This window comes from Phytobacter sp., assembly GCF_059074235.1.
This window is the reverse complement of sequence record NZ_JCACPZ010000004.1, coordinates 1,178,036-1,193,576: the sequence shown is the minus strand read 5'-3', so window position 1 is coordinate 1,193,576 and position 15,541 is coordinate 1,178,036. Positions and strand designations below refer to the sequence as shown.

The window sequence follows — 15,541 nt, the reverse complement described above, 5'->3', positions numbered from 1 at the left end:
GGAATTTGAATGAGCTTTTTTATTTCTGATGCGGTAGCAGCAGGCGGCGCACCGGCGCAGGGTAGCCCGATGTCTCTGATCCTGATGTTGGCGGTGTTTGGTCTGATTTTCTATTTCATGATCCTGCGCCCTCAGCAGAAGCGTACTAAAGAGCACAAAAACCTGATGAGCTCCATTGCTAAAGGCGATGAAGTTCTGACTACTGGCGGTCTGGTTGGTCGCGTAACCAAAGTAGCTGACACTGGCTACCTGGCTATCGCACTGAACGATACCACTGAAGTGGTTATCAAACGTGACTTCGTAGCTGCCGTTCTGCCGAAAGGCACAATGAAGGCGCTGTAATTTCTTGTTTTCCCAAAGGGAACTGCCGTGTTAAACCGTTATCCTTTGTGGAAGTACATCATGCTGGTCGTCGTTATTATCGTCGGCCTGCTGTACGCACTTCCCAACCTGTATGGTGAGGATCCGGCTGTTCAGGTCACTGGCGCGCGCGGTGTCGCCGCCAGTGAACAAACGCTGATCCAGGTCCAGAAAACTCTACAAGAAGAAAAAATCAACGCGAAGTCTGTGGCACTGGAAAACGGCGCTATTCTTGCTCGCTTTGACACTACCGACATTCAGTTACGCGCTCGTGAAGCGCTGGTGACTGAACTCGGCGATCAATTTGTCGTGGCGCTCAACCTTGCTCCTGCGACCCCATATTGGCTGACCAAAATCAATGCCGAGCCCATGAAACTGGGTCTCGATCTGCGTGGCGGTGTGCACTTCCTGATGGAAGTCGATATGGATACCGCGCTCGGCAAGCTTCAGGAACAAAATACCGATGGCCTGCGTAGCGATCTGCGCGAGAAAGGCATTCCTTACACCAATGTGCGTAAGGAAGATAATTACGGTCTGAGCATTCAGTTCCGCGATTCTGCAACCCGCGATCAGGCAAACACCTACCTCACTGCCCGCCACCGCGATCTGGTTCTGACGAACCAGGGCGATAACGTTCTGCGTGCGGTCATGACCGATGCCCGTTTGAGCGAAGCGCGTGAGTATGCGGTTCAGCAGAACATCAACATTCTGCGTAACCGTGTTAACCAACTGGGTGTTGCTGAGCCGCTGGTGCAACGTCAGGGTGCTGACCGTATCGTCGTCGAATTGCCAGGTATCCAGGACACCGCACGTGCAAAAGAAATTCTGGGCGCTACGGCGACGCTGGAATTCCGTCTGGTCAACAGCAATGTGGACCAGTCTGCCGCTGCAGCAGGCCGCGTGCCGGGTGATTCTGAGGTCAAACAGACCCGTGAAGGTCAGCCAGTTGTGCTGTACAAACGCGTGATCCTGACCGGTGACCATATTACCGACTCCACCTCCAGCCAGGACGAGTACAACCAGCCGCAGGTTAACATCTCGCTGGACAGCGCAGGCGGTAACATCATGTCTAACTTCACTAAGGACAATATCGGTAAACCGATGGCGACCTTGTTTGTGGAGTACAAAGACAGCGGTAAGAAAGATGCTAACGGTCGTTCAGTGCTGGTGAAAGAGGAAGAGGTGATTAACATCGCCAACATCCAGTCTCGTCTGGGTAACAGCTTCCGTATCACCGGTATCAACAACCCGAATGAAGCGCGCCAGCTTTCTCTGCTGCTGCGTGCGGGTGCGCTGATTGCCCCAATCCAGATTGTTGAAGAACGTACAATTGGTCCAACCCTTGGGATGCAAAACATCACTCAGGGTCTCGAAGCGTGTCTGGCAGGCCTCGTCGTTTCAATCATCTTCATGATCTTCTTCTATAAGAAGTTCGGTCTGATTGCGACAAGCGCGCTGATTGCGAACCTTGTGCTGATTGTCGGCATTATGTCGCTGCTGCCTGGGGCGACACTAACCATGCCGGGGATTGCGGGGATCGTGCTAACCCTTGCGGTGGCGGTTGATGCTAACGTACTGATTAACGAACGTATCAAAGAAGAGTTGAGCAACGGACGTACAGTACAACAGGCGATCGACGAAGGTTACCGTGGGGCGTTCAGTTCTATTTTCGATGCGAACATCACGACGCTTATCAAAGTTCTTATCCTGTACGCAGTCGGTACTGGTGCCATTAAAGGCTTTGCTATTACCACCGGTATCGGTGTGGCGACCTCAATGTTTACCGCTATCGTCGGCACCCGTGCCATCGTGAACCTGCTGTACGGCGGCAAGCGCGTTAAAAAGCTGTCTATCTGAGGAGTGCGTTGTGGCACAGGAATATACTGTTGAACAATTGAACTACGGCCGTAAAGTCTGGGACTTTATGCGCTGGGATAACTGGGCGTTCGGTATCTCAGGTCTGCTGTTGATCGTGTCCATCGCCATTATGGGTGTACGCGGTTTTAACTGGGGCCTGGATTTTACCGGTGGTACGGTTATCGAAATTACGCTGGAAAACCCGGTTGATATGGACCAAATGCGCCTGTCACTGGAAAAGGCGGGCTTTGAGGAGCCTCTGCTGCAGAACTTCGGCAGCAGCCGTGACATCATGGTACGTATGCCCCCAGTGAAAGATGCCAATGGCAGTCAGGAGCTGGGGAGCAAGGTCGTTAACGTGATCAACGAATCGACCAACCAGCACGCGACGGTTAAACGTATTGAATTCGTTGGCCCTAGCGTCGGTGCAGATCTGGCCCAGACCGGTGCGATGGCGTTGTTGGTGGCGCTGCTCTGTATCCTGACGTATGTCGGTTTCCGCTTCGAGTGGCGTCTTGCTGCAGGTGTGGTTATTGCACTTGCGCACGACGTGGTAATCACCATGGGCGTTCTGTCACTGTTCCATATCGAAATTGACCTGACCATTGTGGCCTCGTTAATGTCGGTTATCGGTTACTCGCTGAACGACAGTATCGTGGTATCTGACCGTATTCGTGAGAACTTCCGTAAGATCCGCCGCGGCACGCCATACGAGATCTTTAACGTGTCGTTGACTCAGACGCTACACCGTACGTTGATCACGTCCGGTACGACGTTGGTGGTTATTCTGATGCTGTATCTGTTTGGTGGTCCGATTCTGGCTGGCTTCTCACTGACCATGTTAATCGGTGTTTCTATCGGTACTGCCTCGTCTATTTACGTGGCTTCCGCACTGGCGCTGAAACTGGGCATGAAGCGTGAGCACTTGCTCCAGCAGAAAGTGGAGAAAGAAGGGGCGGATCAACCGTCAATTCTGCCTTAATCTGGCCTCTGCTTTGAAAAACCGTAGCCTTCGTGCTGCGGTTTTTTTTATCATTGATAAAAAGGCAGGAGCACATGAAACTGTCGCTAATCCGATACTGACTCAGGTACTGACATCCTTATGGCAATTATCCCTAAAAACTACACGCGGCTGGAAAGCGGCTATCGTGAAAAGGCATTAAAACTGTTTCCGTGGGTATGCGGTCGTTGTTCACGTGAGTTTGTGTATTCGAACCTGCGTGAACTAACCGTGCACCATATGGATCACGATCATACCAACAACCCTGAAGACGGCAGTAATTGGGAACTGCTTTGCTTGTTCTGTCACGATCATGAACATTCGAAATATACCGAAGCGGATCAGTATGGTTCTACGGTTGTTGCGGGTGAGGATGCACAAAAGGATGTGGGAGAGGCGACCTATAATCCCTTCGCCGATCTGAAATCGATGTTGAATAAGAAGAAGTAAAACAGTCTTACCGCGCCAACAGAGAGTTATGAATAAAAAAAGCACCGACGAAGATCTCGTTCGGTGCTTTTTCGCTTCTGGTCATCCTTTTCAGGACAGGGACAACTTCGCTTAGAAGTTGTAACCCACAACCAGGTAACCACCCCAGCCGGTAGAACGTACGCTGAAATCGCCGTTGCCGAAGTTCAGGCTTGCATCGTCATTCCACTGACCACCGTTGTGCCAGTAACGCGCAACAGCAGAGTAGTGCCAGTGATCGTAGCTCAGAGACAGGATGTGGCTGGATGCGATGGAGTTATTGGTACGCGCTTTGTTACCGTTCAGGTCACGGAAATCTTTGTCACCCAGATCTGAACCCCAGTCGAAGTTAGTGAAGCCGATGTAGCTCAACTGACCGCCCCACAGGGAGGTGATCGGCACAAAGTATTTCACTTTGAAACGGTAGCCGTCCCACTCGTTCTCGTTAGCGGCTTTGTAGTTCTGCCACTGGTATTTCGCGTATACGTTCAGAGACAGGCTCATTGGCAGGCCGGTGTCGATATCGGTACCCAGACCCATGTACCAGGTGCTCTGGCGACCAGTCTCATTACGGCCCATGTCATAAATGTAGTTGTTCGCGAAGTACCACTCTTTGAACGGGCCGAAGCTCAGGTCTGCACCGGTCAGCTTGTCGATGGAGAAGCGCGGTTCGATCTCCATAAACAGCGGAGAACCGTGGTTCCAGATACCTTTCGCGTCAGTGTTACCACCGAAGAATACCGGTGCATCCATATAACCGTAGAAGTCGAACCAGTCTTTCTTCGCGAAAGCTTCGTATTCCAGGTAGGTATCGTTACGAATCTGCGGTCCGAAGCGGGTGTGGTAGCTGCCCACAACGTTAACGCTCTGATGCCACCAGTCGGAGACATATTCAGGTTTGTTGGTTTCCGCCGCACTCACGGAGAAAGACGTTGAAATCGCCAGCGCAGCGCCAGCTGCAAGTAATGTATTTTTCATAGTTATGCCACTAATAAGAGATCCCTTGCGGGAATGAAAGAATGCACGCATTGCGTTTCTAAATGTTTCATGTTTCTGCGAGGTTATTATAAGTATCCTTGCTCACAAAAATATGTGTTGTTTCACATTACTAACACATACGTAATCGATTGCGTTCACGTTTGCGTGTAATAAACAGCGAGGATTGTACTGAGGATCATCATTGTTGCCAATAAATGAAAGCCGCCTGATTGTGATCAGACGGCGGAGGAGGGGTTACAAAGTATGAAAAAGGGCGACAAATTCCCTGTGAATTATTCAGCCGTGGCGGGTTGAATGTCGTGGATGCGAACAAAGCCTAGCTGATCGGGGGTGATGCCATTTAACTGGAGTGAGACGTCAACATCACTCGGCGCGAGCGTGCTTGCCGGGGCGCTCATCAACTGATTCTGGACGTTAACTTCCTGATAGTTTTCAGTCGTTCCCTGAATCTGACCCCATTCCACGGTACCGTTAAATGCGGGGAGTGGATCGTTTGATTCACCCTGGATACGCAGCGTTATGCGTGTACCGCCTGCATTAGGGGCGATATTTTTCAGTGACATACGCAGCATGCCTACCTGGCTGTTCAGTCGCGCCGGGGTATTGGAACCAGGAAGCAAATACACACCACTACTGGATTTTGCGTTCAGTGCGTTTTGTTGGGTGATTTTCACGGTTTCCTTGTTCAGCTTGCTCATTTCATTATTCAATGTACTCACGCTCTGATGCAGCTGTTGTACTTCACCTTGCTGCGCGCAGGCGCTGAGGGCAAAAACGCTTCCCAGTAACAGGGATCTTAGGTAACGTCTTGTCATTGTGTCTGTTTCCTTGAAATTGAAGATATTCTTAATGGTAGCCAGCAACGGCTGTGTTGCCATCTATCCATTGTCTCAAAATCGGCCCGTCTTTGTTGTCACGCCAGTTCAGGGTAAAATAGATTTTAATTAACTCACACGTCAGGACGTCGTATGCATTGCCCATTCTGTTTCGCCGTGGATACCAAAGTAATCGATTCTCGCCTTGTGGGGGAAGGATCATCTGTTCGCCGCCGTCGTCAGTGTCTGGTATGCAATGAACGTTTCACTACCTTTGAGGTGGCAGAGCTGGTGATGCCGCGGGTCATCAAAAGTAATGATGTTCGTGAACCGTTCAATGAAGACAAATTGCGTCGTGGCATACTGAAAGCCCTTGAAAAACGCCCGGTCAGCGCGGATGACGTTGAAATGGCGCTGAATCATATCAAGTCACAATTGCGTGCGACCGGTGAACGTGAAATTGCCAGTAAGATGATTGGCAATCTGGTCATGGAGCAGCTCAAGAAGCTCGATAAAGTGGCCTATATCCGTTTTGCTTCGGTTTATCGCAGTTTCGAAGATATTCGTGAATTTGGCGAAGAGATCGCCCGCTTACAGGACTGATCATGCAGGACGAAATGTACATGGCGCGGGCGCTGAAACTAGCGCAACGCGGGCGTTTCACAACACACCCTAACCCGAATGTCGGGTGTGTTATCGTCAAAGACGACGAAATCGTGGGCGAAGGATTCCACTATCGTGCAGGTGAGCCGCACGCCGAAGTCCACGCACTGCGCATGGCGGGTGAGAAGGCAAAAGGGGCAACGGCTTATGTCACCCTTGAACCTTGCAGCCATCATGGTCGCACGCCTCCGTGTTGTGAGGCTTTGATCAATGCCGGCGTGACGCGTGTCGTTGCGGCTATGCAGGATCCTAACCCTCAGGTGCAGGGCCGTGGTCTCTATCGATTGCAACAGGAAGGTATTGAAGTCAGCCATAGCCTGATGATGGCGGATGCTGAAGCGTTGAATAAAGGCTTCCTCAAGCGTATGCGCACGGGCTTCCCTTATGTACAGCTAAAACTGGGTGCCTCGCTGGATGGTCGAACCGCGATGGCAAACGGCGAAAGCCAGTGGATCACTTCACCACAAGCCCGTCGCGATGTTCAGCGCCTGCGTGCACAAAGTCACGCTATCCTCACCAGCAGCGAGACTGTACTGGCAGACAATCCTAAACTGACGGTGCGTTGGGATGAACTGAGTGCCGATATTCAGGCGCTTTATCCGCAAGAAAATGTGCGCCAGCCGCTGCGCATTGTGGTGGACAGCAAAAACCGCGTGACGCCGGAGCATGCACTGGTTCACGAACCGGGCGAAACCTGGTTTGCGCGCACCGCGCCTGACAGCCGCGCCTGGCCTGAGTCAGTGCGCGATATTTCCGTGCCGGAATACAACGGGCGCGTCGATCTTGTCTCAATGATGATGTTGCTGGGTAAACAGCAGATCAACAGCATCTGGGTTGAGGCGGGGGCAAATCTGGCAGGCGCGCTGCTGCAGGCGGGTCTTGTGGATGAACTGATTGTATATCTGGCACCGAAACTCCTGGGTTCTAATGCCAGAGGATTGTGTGTGCTGCCAGGGCTTGATGCACTCGCAGATGCACCTGGTTTTAAATTCAACGAGATACGCCAGGTTGGCCCCGATGTCTGCCTGCATCTCACCCACGCGTAGCCACTCCTGTAAAAGGGAAGCAGCGCGTCAAATATTATGATAAAATCCGCCCCCCTGCGGGGTCTGAACTGAACCTGTGAAGGAAGAGTATGAACATTATTGAAGCTAACGTTGCTGCCCCGGACGCTCGCGTCGCCATCACCATTGCGCGTTTCAACAACTTTATCAATGACAGCCTGCTTGAAGGTGCGGTTGACGCCCTGAAACGTATCGGCCAGGTAAAAGATAAAAATATTACCGTTGTATGGGTTCCAGGTGCTTACGAGCTGCCACTGGCGGCAGGTGCACTGGCAAAAACCGGTAAATATGACGCGGTGATTGCGCTGGGTACGGTTATTCGTGGCGGTACAGCTCACTTTGAATATGTGGCCGGTGGTGCAAGCAATGGCCTGTTGCATGTTGCACAGGACAGCGAAATCCCGGTTGCTTTTGGTGTGTTGACCACCGAAAGCATTGAACAAGCTATTGAGCGTGCTGGCACCAAAGCTGGCAACAAAGGTGCGGAAGCTGCATTGACCGCGCTTGAAATGATTAATGTATTGAAAGCCATTAAGGCCTGATTTTTTGTAAGGGGAAATCCGTGAAACCTGCTGCTCGTCGCCGCGCCCGTGAGTGTGCTGTCCAGGCACTCTACTCCTGGCAGTTGTCCCAAAACGACGTCGCTGATGTCGAATACCAGTTCCTGGCGGAACAGGACGTTAAAGATGTTGACGTCGCGTACTTCCGTGAACTGTTAAGCGGGGTGGCGACTAACAGCGCGTATCTCGACGGCCTGATGAAGCCGTACCTGTCCCGTCTGCTCGAAGAGCTGGGCCAGGTAGAGAAAGCGGTACTGCGTATTGCACTGTTTGAGCTCTCCAAACGTTCAGACGTGCCGTACAAAGTGGCGATTAACGAAGCTATCGAACTGGCGAAAACCTTCGGTGCTGAAGATAGCCATAAGTTTGTTAATGGTGTGCTCGACAAAGCCGCGCCTGTGATTCGTCCCAACAAAAAATGATCCTCAAGCCGGAATGGGGTGCGATGTCTAACCGCACTCTATCCGGCTTTTTTCTTTTCTATGCTGAGGCATAACGTATGGCATGCGGCGAATTTTCCCTGATTGCCCGTTATTTTGACCGTGTAAAAAACGCGCGTCGCGATGTCGAAACGGGCATTGGTGACGACTGTGCACTGCTCAACGTCCCTGAAAAACAGACTCTGGCAATCAGCACTGACACTCTGGTGTCGGGCATTCATTTTCTTCCTGATATTGATCCTGCCGATCTGGCCTATAAAGCGCTGGCGGTAAACGTGAGCGATCTGGCTGCCATGGGCGCCGATCCTGCGTGGCTTACGCTGGCACTGACCCTACCAAACGTTGACGAAGCCTGGCTTAAGGCTTTCAGCGATAGTCTTTTCGAACAGCTCAGTTATTACGATATGCAGCTTATTGGCGGGGACACCACGCGGGGTCCACTTTCCATGACGCTGGGTATTCACGGCTATGTGCCGGTTGGCCGGGCTATTAAGCGTTCCGGGGCTAAACCGGGAGACTGGATTTATGTGACCGGGACACCGGGTGACAGCGCGGCCGGGCTGGCCATTTTGCAGGACCGATTGCAGGTCAGTAATGAAACGGACTCCCGCTACCTGATTCAGCGTCATCTGCGCCCAACCCCTCGCGTACTACACGGGCAGGCGTTGCGTAATCTGGCCAATGCGGCTATCGATCTTTCTGACGGACTGATTTCTGACCTCGGCCATATTCTTGCTGCAAGCGAGTGTGGTGCGCGCATTGACCTGGACGCGCTGCCGTATTCAGAGGCGGTTAAACGCCATGTTGATGCGGATCAGGCGCTCCGCTGGGCGCTTTCCGGTGGTGAGGATTACGAGTTGTGCTTTACCGTTCCTGAACTGAACCGGGGGGCGCTGGACGTTGCTGTTGCCCATCTGGGTGCGCCGATAACCTGTATTGGGCAGATGAGTGCCGATGTTGAAGGCATGCATTTTACCCGTGACGACAAGGCAGTGACGCTCGACTGGAAAGGATACGACCATTTTGCCACTCTTTAAGAAAGATATTGCCAAAAACCGTCTCAAAATGAGTAACCCGTGGCACCTGTTGGCTACAGGATTTGGCAGCGGGTTAAGTCCCATCATGCCAGGCACAATGGGGTCGCTGGCGTCGATTCCGTTCTGGTATCTGATGACCTTTCTTCCCTGGCAGCTCTATTCGCTGCTGGTGATGCTCGGGATAAGCCTCGGTGTCTATCTTTGCCATCGCACCGCAAAAGACATGGGGGTTCATGACCACGGCAGCATTGTCTGGGATGAGTTCATCGGGATGTGGATAACGCTGATGGCACTACCGACTTATGACTGGCAGTGGGTCGCCGCAGGGTTTGTGATTTTTCGCGTTCTGGATATGTGGAAGCCCTGGCCAATCCGCTGGTTTGACCGCAATGTTCACGGCGGGATGGGGATTATGGTGGATGATATTATCGCCGGGATTATCTCCGCAGGCATTCTGTATGCAGTGGGCCATCACTGGCCGATTGGCATCATGTGAGCATTCCCTCTCCGGCTGGAGAGGGAAGCATCTGGCTTCTTACTTAAACCCGACCACCGGGTGCTGTTTGTAAGGGGTTTCCATTTCGGCAACTTGCTCAGGTTTCAACGTCAGATCCACCGCCTGCAATAACTCCTCAAGCTGCTCTTCGCGTGATGCACCAATAATGGGTGCGGCAACGCCGGGTTTGCTCAGCAGCCATGCCAGTGCGACCTGCGCGCGCGTGGCACCGGTTTCTTCAGCAATAGCGCCCAGACGTTCGGCAATCTGCGCGTCGTTTTCATCATTTTCGTTATAGAGATTTCTCCCTACCTGATCGGACACCAGACGCGCCGTGGTTTCGCCCCAGGGGCGTGTCAGGCGACCGCGTGCCAGGGGGCTCCACGGAATCACAGCGACACCTTCCTGATAGCAAAGCGGCAGCATGTCACGCTCTTCTTCACGGTAAATCAGGTTGTAGTGGTCCTGCATGGTGACAAACGGTGCCCAGCCGTGCTTTTTCTGTAGCTCAAGAGCCTGGGCAAATTGGCTGGCATGCATGGAAGACGCTCCGATATAGCGTGCTTTCCCGGCCTTCACCACGTCGTTCAGTGCTTCGAGCGTCTCTTCAATCGGGGTGTTGTAGTCCCAGCGGTGGATTTGCAGCAAATCCACGTAATCCATGCCCAGGCGCGTGAGGCTGTCGTCAATGGAACGCAGGATCTGTGCGCGTGAAAGCCCTTCGCTTAACGTACCGGACGGGTAATAGACTTTGGTTGCCACGACGACCTCGTCACGGCGGGCAAAATCACGCAACGCACGGCCCACGATCTCTTCACTGCTACCGTCGGAGTAGCTGTTTGCGGTATCGAAAAAGTTAATGCCGCCATTTAGCGCGTGCTGGATAAGAAGACGGCTGCTCTCTTCCGGCAGCGTCCAGGCGTGATTACCCCGGTCAGGTTCGCCAAACGTCATGCAGCCAAGACAAAGGCGCGAAACCTTAAGGTCTGTTTTTCCTAACGTGTTGTATTGCATGGGTCCACTCCTGCTTATGATTAAATTCGTTACCGTTAAGCATAGCAGGAGCGGTAGAGGAGGTTATGCGAGCCAGCGCGTGATGCGGGATTCTATACCAGCGGCATCCAGGCCCACTTCGGCACGGGCTTCATCTTGGGTACCCTGAGGAATGAAGAAATCCGGTAATCCCAGGTTCAGTACCGGAACCGGTTTACGGTGGGACATCAGGACGTCATTCACCCCGCTGCCAGCACCACCGATAATCGCATTCTCTTCCAGGGTGATTAATGCCTCATGGCGTGCAGCCATTTGCAAAATCAGCGTGGTATCCAGCGGTTTAACGAAACGCATGTCGACCAGCGTCGCGTTCAGTGCTTCTGCGGCTTTCTCGGCTTCCGGCAACAGCGTACCGAAGTTGAGAATGGCAATTTTCTCGCCTTCACGCTTCACCACCCCTTTGCCCAGAGGCAATTTCTGCAGCGGTTCCAGCGTCACGCCAACTGCGTTCCCGCGTGGATAGCGCACAGCACTTGGGCCTTCATTGTGGTGGTAGCCGGTGAAGAGCATCTGGCGGCATTCGTTTTCGTCACTTGGGGTCATGATGACCATATCCGGAATGCAGCGCAGATAAGAGATATCAAACGCGCCCTGATGGGTCTGACCGTCCGCACCCACAATCCCCGCACGGTCGATAGCAAACAGCACCGGCAGTTTTTGAATAGCAACGTCGTGGATCACCTGATCGTAAGCGCGCTGCAGGAAGGTGGAGTAGATCGCTACGATCGGTTTATAGCCACCGATCGCCAGCCCTGCGGCGAAGGTGACGGCATGCTGTTCAGCGATCGCCACGTCAAAGTATTGATCCGGGAATTTGCGGGAAAACTCCACCATGCCGGAACCTTCACGCATTGCGGGGGTAACGGCCATTAATTTGCTGTCTTTGGCCGCCATTTCGCACAGCCAGTCACCAAAGATTTTAGAGTAGCTGGGCATGCCGCCGCTGCTTTTCGGCAACGTTCCGCTGGTGGGGTCGAACTTCGGCACCGCATGGAAGGTGATCGGATCTTTTTCGGCGGGCTCATAGCCACGGCCTTTCTTGGTCATGATGTGCAGGAACTGCGGGCCTTTCAGACCACGCATGTTTTTCAGGGTTTGTACCAGACCGAGCACGTCATGCCCGTCCACCGGGCCTATGTAGTTAAAGCCCAGTTCTTCAAACAGCGTTCCCGGCACGACCATGCCTTTGATGTGTTCTTCGGTACGTTTAATCAGCTCTTTGATCGGCGGCACGCCGGAAAGAACTTTTTTGCCACCTTCACGCAGGGTGGAGTAGAGCTTGCCGGAGAGCAGTTGCGCCAGATGGTTGTTCAGCGCGCCCACGTTCTCGGAAATCGACATCTCATTATCGTTAAGCACGACCAGCATATCCGGACGAATATCGCCCGCGTGGTTCATCGCTTCAAACGCCATACCTGCGGTGATCGCGCCATCGCCAATCACACAAACGGTGCGACGCTGTTTGCCCTCTTTTGCGGCGGCAACGGCAATCCCGATGCCCGCGCTGATAGAGGTTGACGAGTGGCCAACGCTCAAGACGTCGTACTCGCTCTCGCCACGCCAGGGGAAGGGGTGTAAGCCGTTCTTCTGGCGAATCGTGCCAATGCGGTCACGGCGTCCGGTCAGAATTTTATGCGGGTATGCCTGATGGCCGACATCCCAGATGAGTTGGTCAAACGGCGTGTTATAGACGTAGTGCAGTGCCACGGTTAATTCCACCGTGCCAAGCCCGGAGGCAAAGTGCCCGCTGGAGCGGCTCACGCTGTCGAGCAGGTAGCGACGCAGTTCATCGCACAGTTTCGGCAGGCTCTCTTTTGGCAGCGAACGCAATTCCGCAGTGGAATCGACCAGCGCCAGCGTCGGGTATTTGGCTATATCAAAACTCATCGGAGACTCATTCGTGTTGTCATTATTTATCACGCTGGATTATGTAATCAGCCAGTGCTTCCAGTGCCGTTGTATCCAGTGATTGCGCCGCCAGCAGGTCTAACGACTGGCGAGCCTCTGCAATCAGCAAACGGGCTTTTACCTGGGCTTGCTCAAGGCCCAGTAACGCAGGGTAGGTACTTTTACCGAGTTGCTGATCGGCTCCCTGGCGTTTTCCAAGGGTCGCAGTATCGCCGACAACATCCAGTATGTCATCCTGAACCTGGAACGCCAGACCAATACATTGCGCGTATTTATCCAGTATTGGCAGCCATTCCCGGCCCGCTTTTCCGGCACTTAATGCGCCCATTTTCACGGCAGCACGAATCAGGGCACCGGTTTTATGACGATGAATCTGTTCAAGTGCCTGCAAATCGACGGATTTTCCTTCCGCCGCTAAATCCAGCGCCTGCCCGGCACACATGCCTGCCGCACCGCTGGCGAACGCCAGCTCACGGACCATCGCCAGGCGATCTTCGGCAGCGACATCTGACATCGGGGCCTCGCTGAGAATTGAAAATGCCAGCGTTTGCAGTGCATCGCCTGCCAGAATCGCATTGGCTTCGCCAAATTTGATATGGCAGGTTGGCTGACCACGGCGGAGATCGTCATCGTCCATGGCAGGCAAGTCATCATGAATCAGCGAGTAAGCGTGGATGCACTCTACCGCTGCGGCTGGCGCATCCAGCGTTTCCCGGCTGACGCCGAACATCATGCCCGTCGCGTACACCAGGAAGGGACGCAGGCGTTTGCCACCTAATAATGCGCCATACTCCATCGCTTCAACCAGAGGAGAGTTCTGAAAGGGCAGGGGGGCGATAAAGCGTCGCAGGGCATCGTTGGCGTGCTCAACGCACGCCTGGAGCTGTTGATTAAAGTCCATTTACTCGTTATCCGGGGTGAACGGCGTTAAGGGCGCTTCCTCGTTATCGGACAGCAAAATTTGCACACGCTGCTCCGCCTGCTGGAGTTTGACTTGCCCCTGTCGGGCCAGTTGTACGCCACGTTCGAATTCATTGAGGGCATCTTCCAGCGGCAGGTCGCCGCTTTCAAGACGAGTAACAATCTGTTCCAGTTCGCTCAGCGCGGTTTCAAAGCTGGCAGGTGCGTCTTTTTTCTTTGGCATAATGACTGTCTGACTCTCATTGTGTTCCGACTTTACTATGGTAGCGAAGTCGCGAGGCTAAGCAAATAACGCGCAAGGGTCATGCAAAATACACAGGAGCGCCGTGATGGTGGTATACTTCTGCGCCTGGATGCAGCCGCAGGTGTGGGCTGCTGTATTTTTTTCTGAGAAGCCCAACCGGGCTTGCCAACGAACCCTTGCCGCCATGAAGTTTATCATTAAATTGTTCCCGGAAATCACCATCAAAAGCCAATCTGTGCGTTTGCGCTTTATTAAGATCCTGACCGGGAATATTCGTAACGTTCTGAAGCAATACGACGAGACCCTCGCGGTCGTTCGCCACTGGGATAACATTGAAGTCCGCGCAAAAGATGAAAACCAGCGTCTGGTTATTCGCGATGCGCTGACCCGTATTCCGGGTATTCACCATATTCTGGAAGTGGAAGATGTGCCTTTCACCTCCATGCATGACATCTTCGAAAAAACGCTGGAAGCCTGGCGCGAGAAGCTGGAAGGCAAAACCTTCTGCGTACGTGCAAAACGTCGTGGTAAACACGAATTCAGCTCCATTGAAGTCGAGCGCTATGTCGGCGGTGGGCTGAACCAGCATATCGAAACGGCCCGCGTGAAGCTGACCCATCCGGATATCACCGTAAACCTGGAAATCGAAGACGATCGTCTGCTGCTGGTTAAAGGCCGCTACGAAGGTATCGGTGGTTTCCCAATCGGCACTCAGGAAGACGTCCTGTCGCTGATCTCTGGTGGTTTCGACTCCGGTGTGTCCAGCTACATGCTGATGCGTCGCGGCTGCCGCGTGCATTACTGCTTCTTCAACCTCGGTGGTGCTGCGCATGAAATCGGTGTTCGCCAGGTGGCGCACTATTTGTGGAACCGCTTCGGCAGCTCCCACCGCGTGCGTTTTGTCGCGATCAACTTTGAACCGGTTGTAGGCGAAATTCTCGAAAAAGTTGAAGATGGGCAGATGGGCGTGGTGCTCAAACGCATGATGGTTCGCGCTGCCTCTCAGGTTGCCGAACGTTACGGCGTGCAGGCACTGGTCACCGGCGAAGCACTGGGGCAGGTCTCCAGCCAGACGCTGACCAACCTGCGCTTGATTGATAACGTCTCCGACACGCTGATCCTGCGCCCACTGATTTCTTACGATAAAGAGCACATCATCGATCTGGCCCGTGAAATTGGTACTGAAGATTTCGCGCGTACCATGCCGGAATATTGCGGCGTGATTTCAAAAAGCCCGACCGTGAAAGCTGTGAAAGCCAAAATCGAAGCGGAAGAAGGGAACTTCGATTTCACCATCCTCGATAAAGTCGTGGCTGAAGCCTCTAATATCGACATTCGTGTGATTGCCGAGCAGACGACACAAGAGGTTGTTGAAGTCGAAACGGTGAGCGGTTTCGGTCCGAACGACATGCTGCTGGATATCCGTTCAATTGATGAACAGGATGCTAAACCACTGGTGGTTGACGGCGTGGAAGTGGTCTCGCTGCCGTTCTACAAACTGAGCACCAAATTTGGCGACCTCGACCAGAGCAAAAACTGGCTGCTGTGGTGTGAGCGCGGTGTGATGAGCCGTCTGCAGGCGCTCTATCTGCTGGAGCAGGGCTTTAAAAACGTGAAAGTTTATCGCCCGTAGTGGTTTTGCCGGGTGGCGTTGAG

17 protein-coding genes are annotated in these 15,541 nt (G+C 53.2%); 11 read left to right on the top strand and 6 right to left on the bottom strand.

Annotated elements, in window-relative coordinates; genetic code table 11:
• Positions 1-9 precede the first annotated feature (9 nt).
• The 4 genes from yajC (at position 10) to yajD (ending at position 3,667) form a co-directional block, all read left to right on the top strand.
• Positions 10-342, top strand: a complete 333-nt coding sequence (gene yajC, locus AC5JPW_RS09635; RefSeq protein ID WP_437887293.1) for a preprotein translocase subunit YajC — start codon at positions 10-12, stop codon at positions 340-342.
• A 27-nt stretch (positions 343-369) separates the two neighbouring features.
• Positions 370-2,217 carry a protein translocase subunit SecD gene (secD, locus tag AC5JPW_RS09630; protein WP_494239856.1) on the top strand — a complete coding sequence of 616 codons (1,848 nt, stop codon included), beginning with the start codon at positions 370-372 and terminating at the stop codon, positions 2,215-2,217.
• A 10-nt stretch (positions 2,218-2,227) separates the two neighbouring features.
• Positions 2,228-3,199 carry a protein translocase subunit SecF gene (gene secF / locus AC5JPW_RS09625; RefSeq protein WP_494239855.1) on the top strand — a complete coding sequence of 324 codons (972 nt, stop codon included), beginning with the start codon at positions 2,228-2,230 and terminating at the stop codon, positions 3,197-3,199.
• A gap of 120 nt (positions 3,200-3,319) precedes the next feature.
• Positions 3,320-3,667 carry an HNH nuclease YajD gene (yajD, locus tag AC5JPW_RS09620; RefSeq protein ID WP_494239853.1) on the top strand — a complete coding sequence of 116 codons (348 nt, stop codon included), beginning with the start codon at positions 3,320-3,322 and terminating at the stop codon, positions 3,665-3,667.
• A 111-nt stretch (positions 3,668-3,778) separates the two neighbouring features.
• On the opposite strand, the gene AC5JPW_RS09615 is transcribed toward yajD, so the two are convergent.
• Positions 3,779-4,663, bottom strand: coding sequence for a nucleoside-specific channel-forming protein Tsx (locus tag AC5JPW_RS09615; protein WP_494239852.1), 885 nt, complete (start codon positions 4,661-4,663; stop codon positions 3,779-3,781).
• Between the two features lie 293 nt (positions 4,664-4,956).
• Positions 4,957-5,499, bottom strand: coding sequence for a SadB/YajI family lipoprotein (locus AC5JPW_RS09610; RefSeq protein WP_494239851.1), 543 nt, complete (start codon positions 5,497-5,499; stop codon positions 4,957-4,959).
• 153 nt (positions 5,500-5,652) lie between these two features.
• On the opposite strand from AC5JPW_RS09610, the gene nrdR reads away from it, so the two are divergent.
• The 6 genes from nrdR (at position 5,653) to pgpA (ending at position 9,759) form a co-directional block, all read left to right on the top strand.
• Positions 5,653-6,102, top strand: a complete 450-nt coding sequence (gene nrdR / locus AC5JPW_RS09605) for a transcriptional regulator NrdR (RefSeq protein ID WP_458044238.1) — start codon at positions 5,653-5,655, stop codon at positions 6,100-6,102.
• Between the two features lie 2 nt (positions 6,103-6,104).
• Complete coding sequence (gene ribD / locus AC5JPW_RS09600; RefSeq protein ID WP_494239849.1) at positions 6,105-7,208, top strand: bifunctional diaminohydroxyphosphoribosylaminopyrimidine deaminase/5-amino-6-(5-phosphoribosylamino)uracil reductase RibD; 1,104 nt, start codon at positions 6,105-6,107, stop codon at positions 7,206-7,208.
• Between the two features lie 89 nt (positions 7,209-7,297).
• Entirely contained in the window at positions 7,298-7,768 is a 471-nt protein-coding gene (gene ribH, locus AC5JPW_RS09595) for a 6,7-dimethyl-8-ribityllumazine synthase (protein WP_494239848.1), read from the top strand.
• A 20-nt stretch (positions 7,769-7,788) separates the two neighbouring features.
• Positions 7,789-8,208 carry a transcription antitermination factor NusB gene (gene nusB / locus AC5JPW_RS09590; protein WP_494239846.1) on the top strand — a complete coding sequence of 140 codons (420 nt, stop codon included), beginning with the start codon at positions 7,789-7,791 and terminating at the stop codon, positions 8,206-8,208.
• 77 nt (positions 8,209-8,285) lie between these two features.
• Positions 8,286-9,263: a thiamine-phosphate kinase gene (thiL, locus tag AC5JPW_RS09585; protein ID WP_494239844.1), complete on the top strand. Its 978-nt coding sequence runs from the start codon at positions 8,286-8,288 to the stop codon at positions 9,261-9,263.
• On the top strand, positions 9,247-9,759 hold the full coding sequence (pgpA, locus tag AC5JPW_RS09580) for a phosphatidylglycerophosphatase A (protein WP_494241185.1): 513 nt from the start codon (positions 9,247-9,249) through the stop codon (positions 9,757-9,759). Before thiL ends, pgpA begins: the two co-directional genes overlap by 17 nt.
• 39 nt (positions 9,760-9,798) lie before the next feature.
• Here the strand turns inward: pgpA and AC5JPW_RS09575 are convergent, their stop codons facing one another.
• The 4 genes from AC5JPW_RS09575 to xseB all read right to left on the bottom strand — a co-directional run bounded on the left by AC5JPW_RS09575 (position 9,799) and on the right by xseB (position 13,864).
• Positions 9,799-10,773, bottom strand: a complete 975-nt coding sequence (locus tag AC5JPW_RS09575; RefSeq protein ID WP_494239843.1) for an aldo/keto reductase — start codon at positions 10,771-10,773, stop codon at positions 9,799-9,801.
• Between the two features lie 63 nt (positions 10,774-10,836).
• Positions 10,837-12,699, bottom strand: coding sequence for a 1-deoxy-D-xylulose-5-phosphate synthase (gene dxs, locus AC5JPW_RS09570; protein ID WP_494239841.1), 1,863 nt, complete (start codon positions 12,697-12,699; stop codon positions 10,837-10,839).
• 22 nt (positions 12,700-12,721) lie between these two features.
• The gene (gene ispA, locus AC5JPW_RS09565) at positions 12,722-13,621 is read right to left on the bottom strand and encodes a (2E,6E)-farnesyl diphosphate synthase (protein WP_494239839.1); all 900 of its coding nucleotides are present in this window, start codon (positions 13,619-13,621) and stop codon (positions 12,722-12,724) included.
• The gene (gene xseB, locus AC5JPW_RS09560) at positions 13,622-13,864 is read right to left on the bottom strand and encodes an exodeoxyribonuclease VII small subunit (RefSeq protein ID WP_494239837.1); all 243 of its coding nucleotides are present in this window, start codon (positions 13,862-13,864) and stop codon (positions 13,622-13,624) included.
• Positions 13,865-14,069: 205 nt separating this feature from the next.
• Between xseB and thiI the strand changes: the two genes are divergently transcribed.
• Positions 14,070-15,518 (top strand): tRNA uracil 4-sulfurtransferase ThiI, encoded by a 1,449-nt coding sequence (thiI, locus tag AC5JPW_RS09555; RefSeq protein WP_494241183.1) that lies wholly within the window; start codon positions 14,070-14,072, stop codon positions 15,516-15,518.
• Positions 15,519-15,541: the final 23 nt, after the last annotated feature.

What these genes read in the sequence shown, in the direction of transcription:
- yajD (WP_494239853.1), top strand. Translation starts at nt 3,320, where the DNA reads ATGGCAATTATCCCTAAAAACTACACGCGGCTGGAAAGCGGCTATCGT.
- AC5JPW_RS09575 (WP_494239843.1), bottom strand. Translation starts at nt 10,773, where the DNA reads ATGCAATACAACACGTTAGGAAAAACAGACCTTAAGGTTTCGCGCCTT.
- ispA (WP_494239839.1), bottom strand. Translation starts at nt 13,621, where the DNA reads ATGGACTTTAATCAACAGCTCCAGGCGTGCGTTGAGCACGCCAACGAT.
- AC5JPW_RS09610 (WP_494239851.1), bottom strand. Translation starts at nt 5,499, where the DNA reads ATGACAAGACGTTACCTAAGATCCCTGTTACTGGGAAGCGTTTTTGCC.
- AC5JPW_RS09615 (WP_494239852.1), bottom strand. Translation starts at nt 4,663, where the DNA reads ATGAAAAATACATTACTTGCAGCTGGCGCTGCGCTGGCGATTTCAACG.
- thiL (WP_494239844.1), top strand. Translation starts at nt 8,286, where the DNA reads ATGGCATGCGGCGAATTTTCCCTGATTGCCCGTTATTTTGACCGTGTA.
- xseB (WP_494239837.1), bottom strand. Translation starts at nt 13,864, where the DNA reads ATGCCAAAGAAAAAAGACGCACCTGCCAGCTTTGAAACCGCGCTGAGC.
- ribD (WP_494239849.1), top strand. Translation starts at nt 6,105, where the DNA reads ATGCAGGACGAAATGTACATGGCGCGGGCGCTGAAACTAGCGCAACGC.
- thiI (WP_494241183.1), top strand. Translation starts at nt 14,070, where the DNA reads ATGAAGTTTATCATTAAATTGTTCCCGGAAATCACCATCAAAAGCCAA.
- dxs (WP_494239841.1), bottom strand. Translation starts at nt 12,699, where the DNA reads ATGAGTTTTGATATAGCCAAATACCCGACGCTGGCGCTGGTCGATTCC.
- ribH (WP_494239848.1), top strand. Translation starts at nt 7,298, where the DNA reads ATGAACATTATTGAAGCTAACGTTGCTGCCCCGGACGCTCGCGTCGCC.
- yajC (WP_437887293.1), top strand. Translation starts at nt 10, where the DNA reads ATGAGCTTTTTTATTTCTGATGCGGTAGCAGCAGGCGGCGCACCGGCG.
- nrdR (WP_458044238.1), top strand. Translation starts at nt 5,653, where the DNA reads ATGCATTGCCCATTCTGTTTCGCCGTGGATACCAAAGTAATCGATTCT.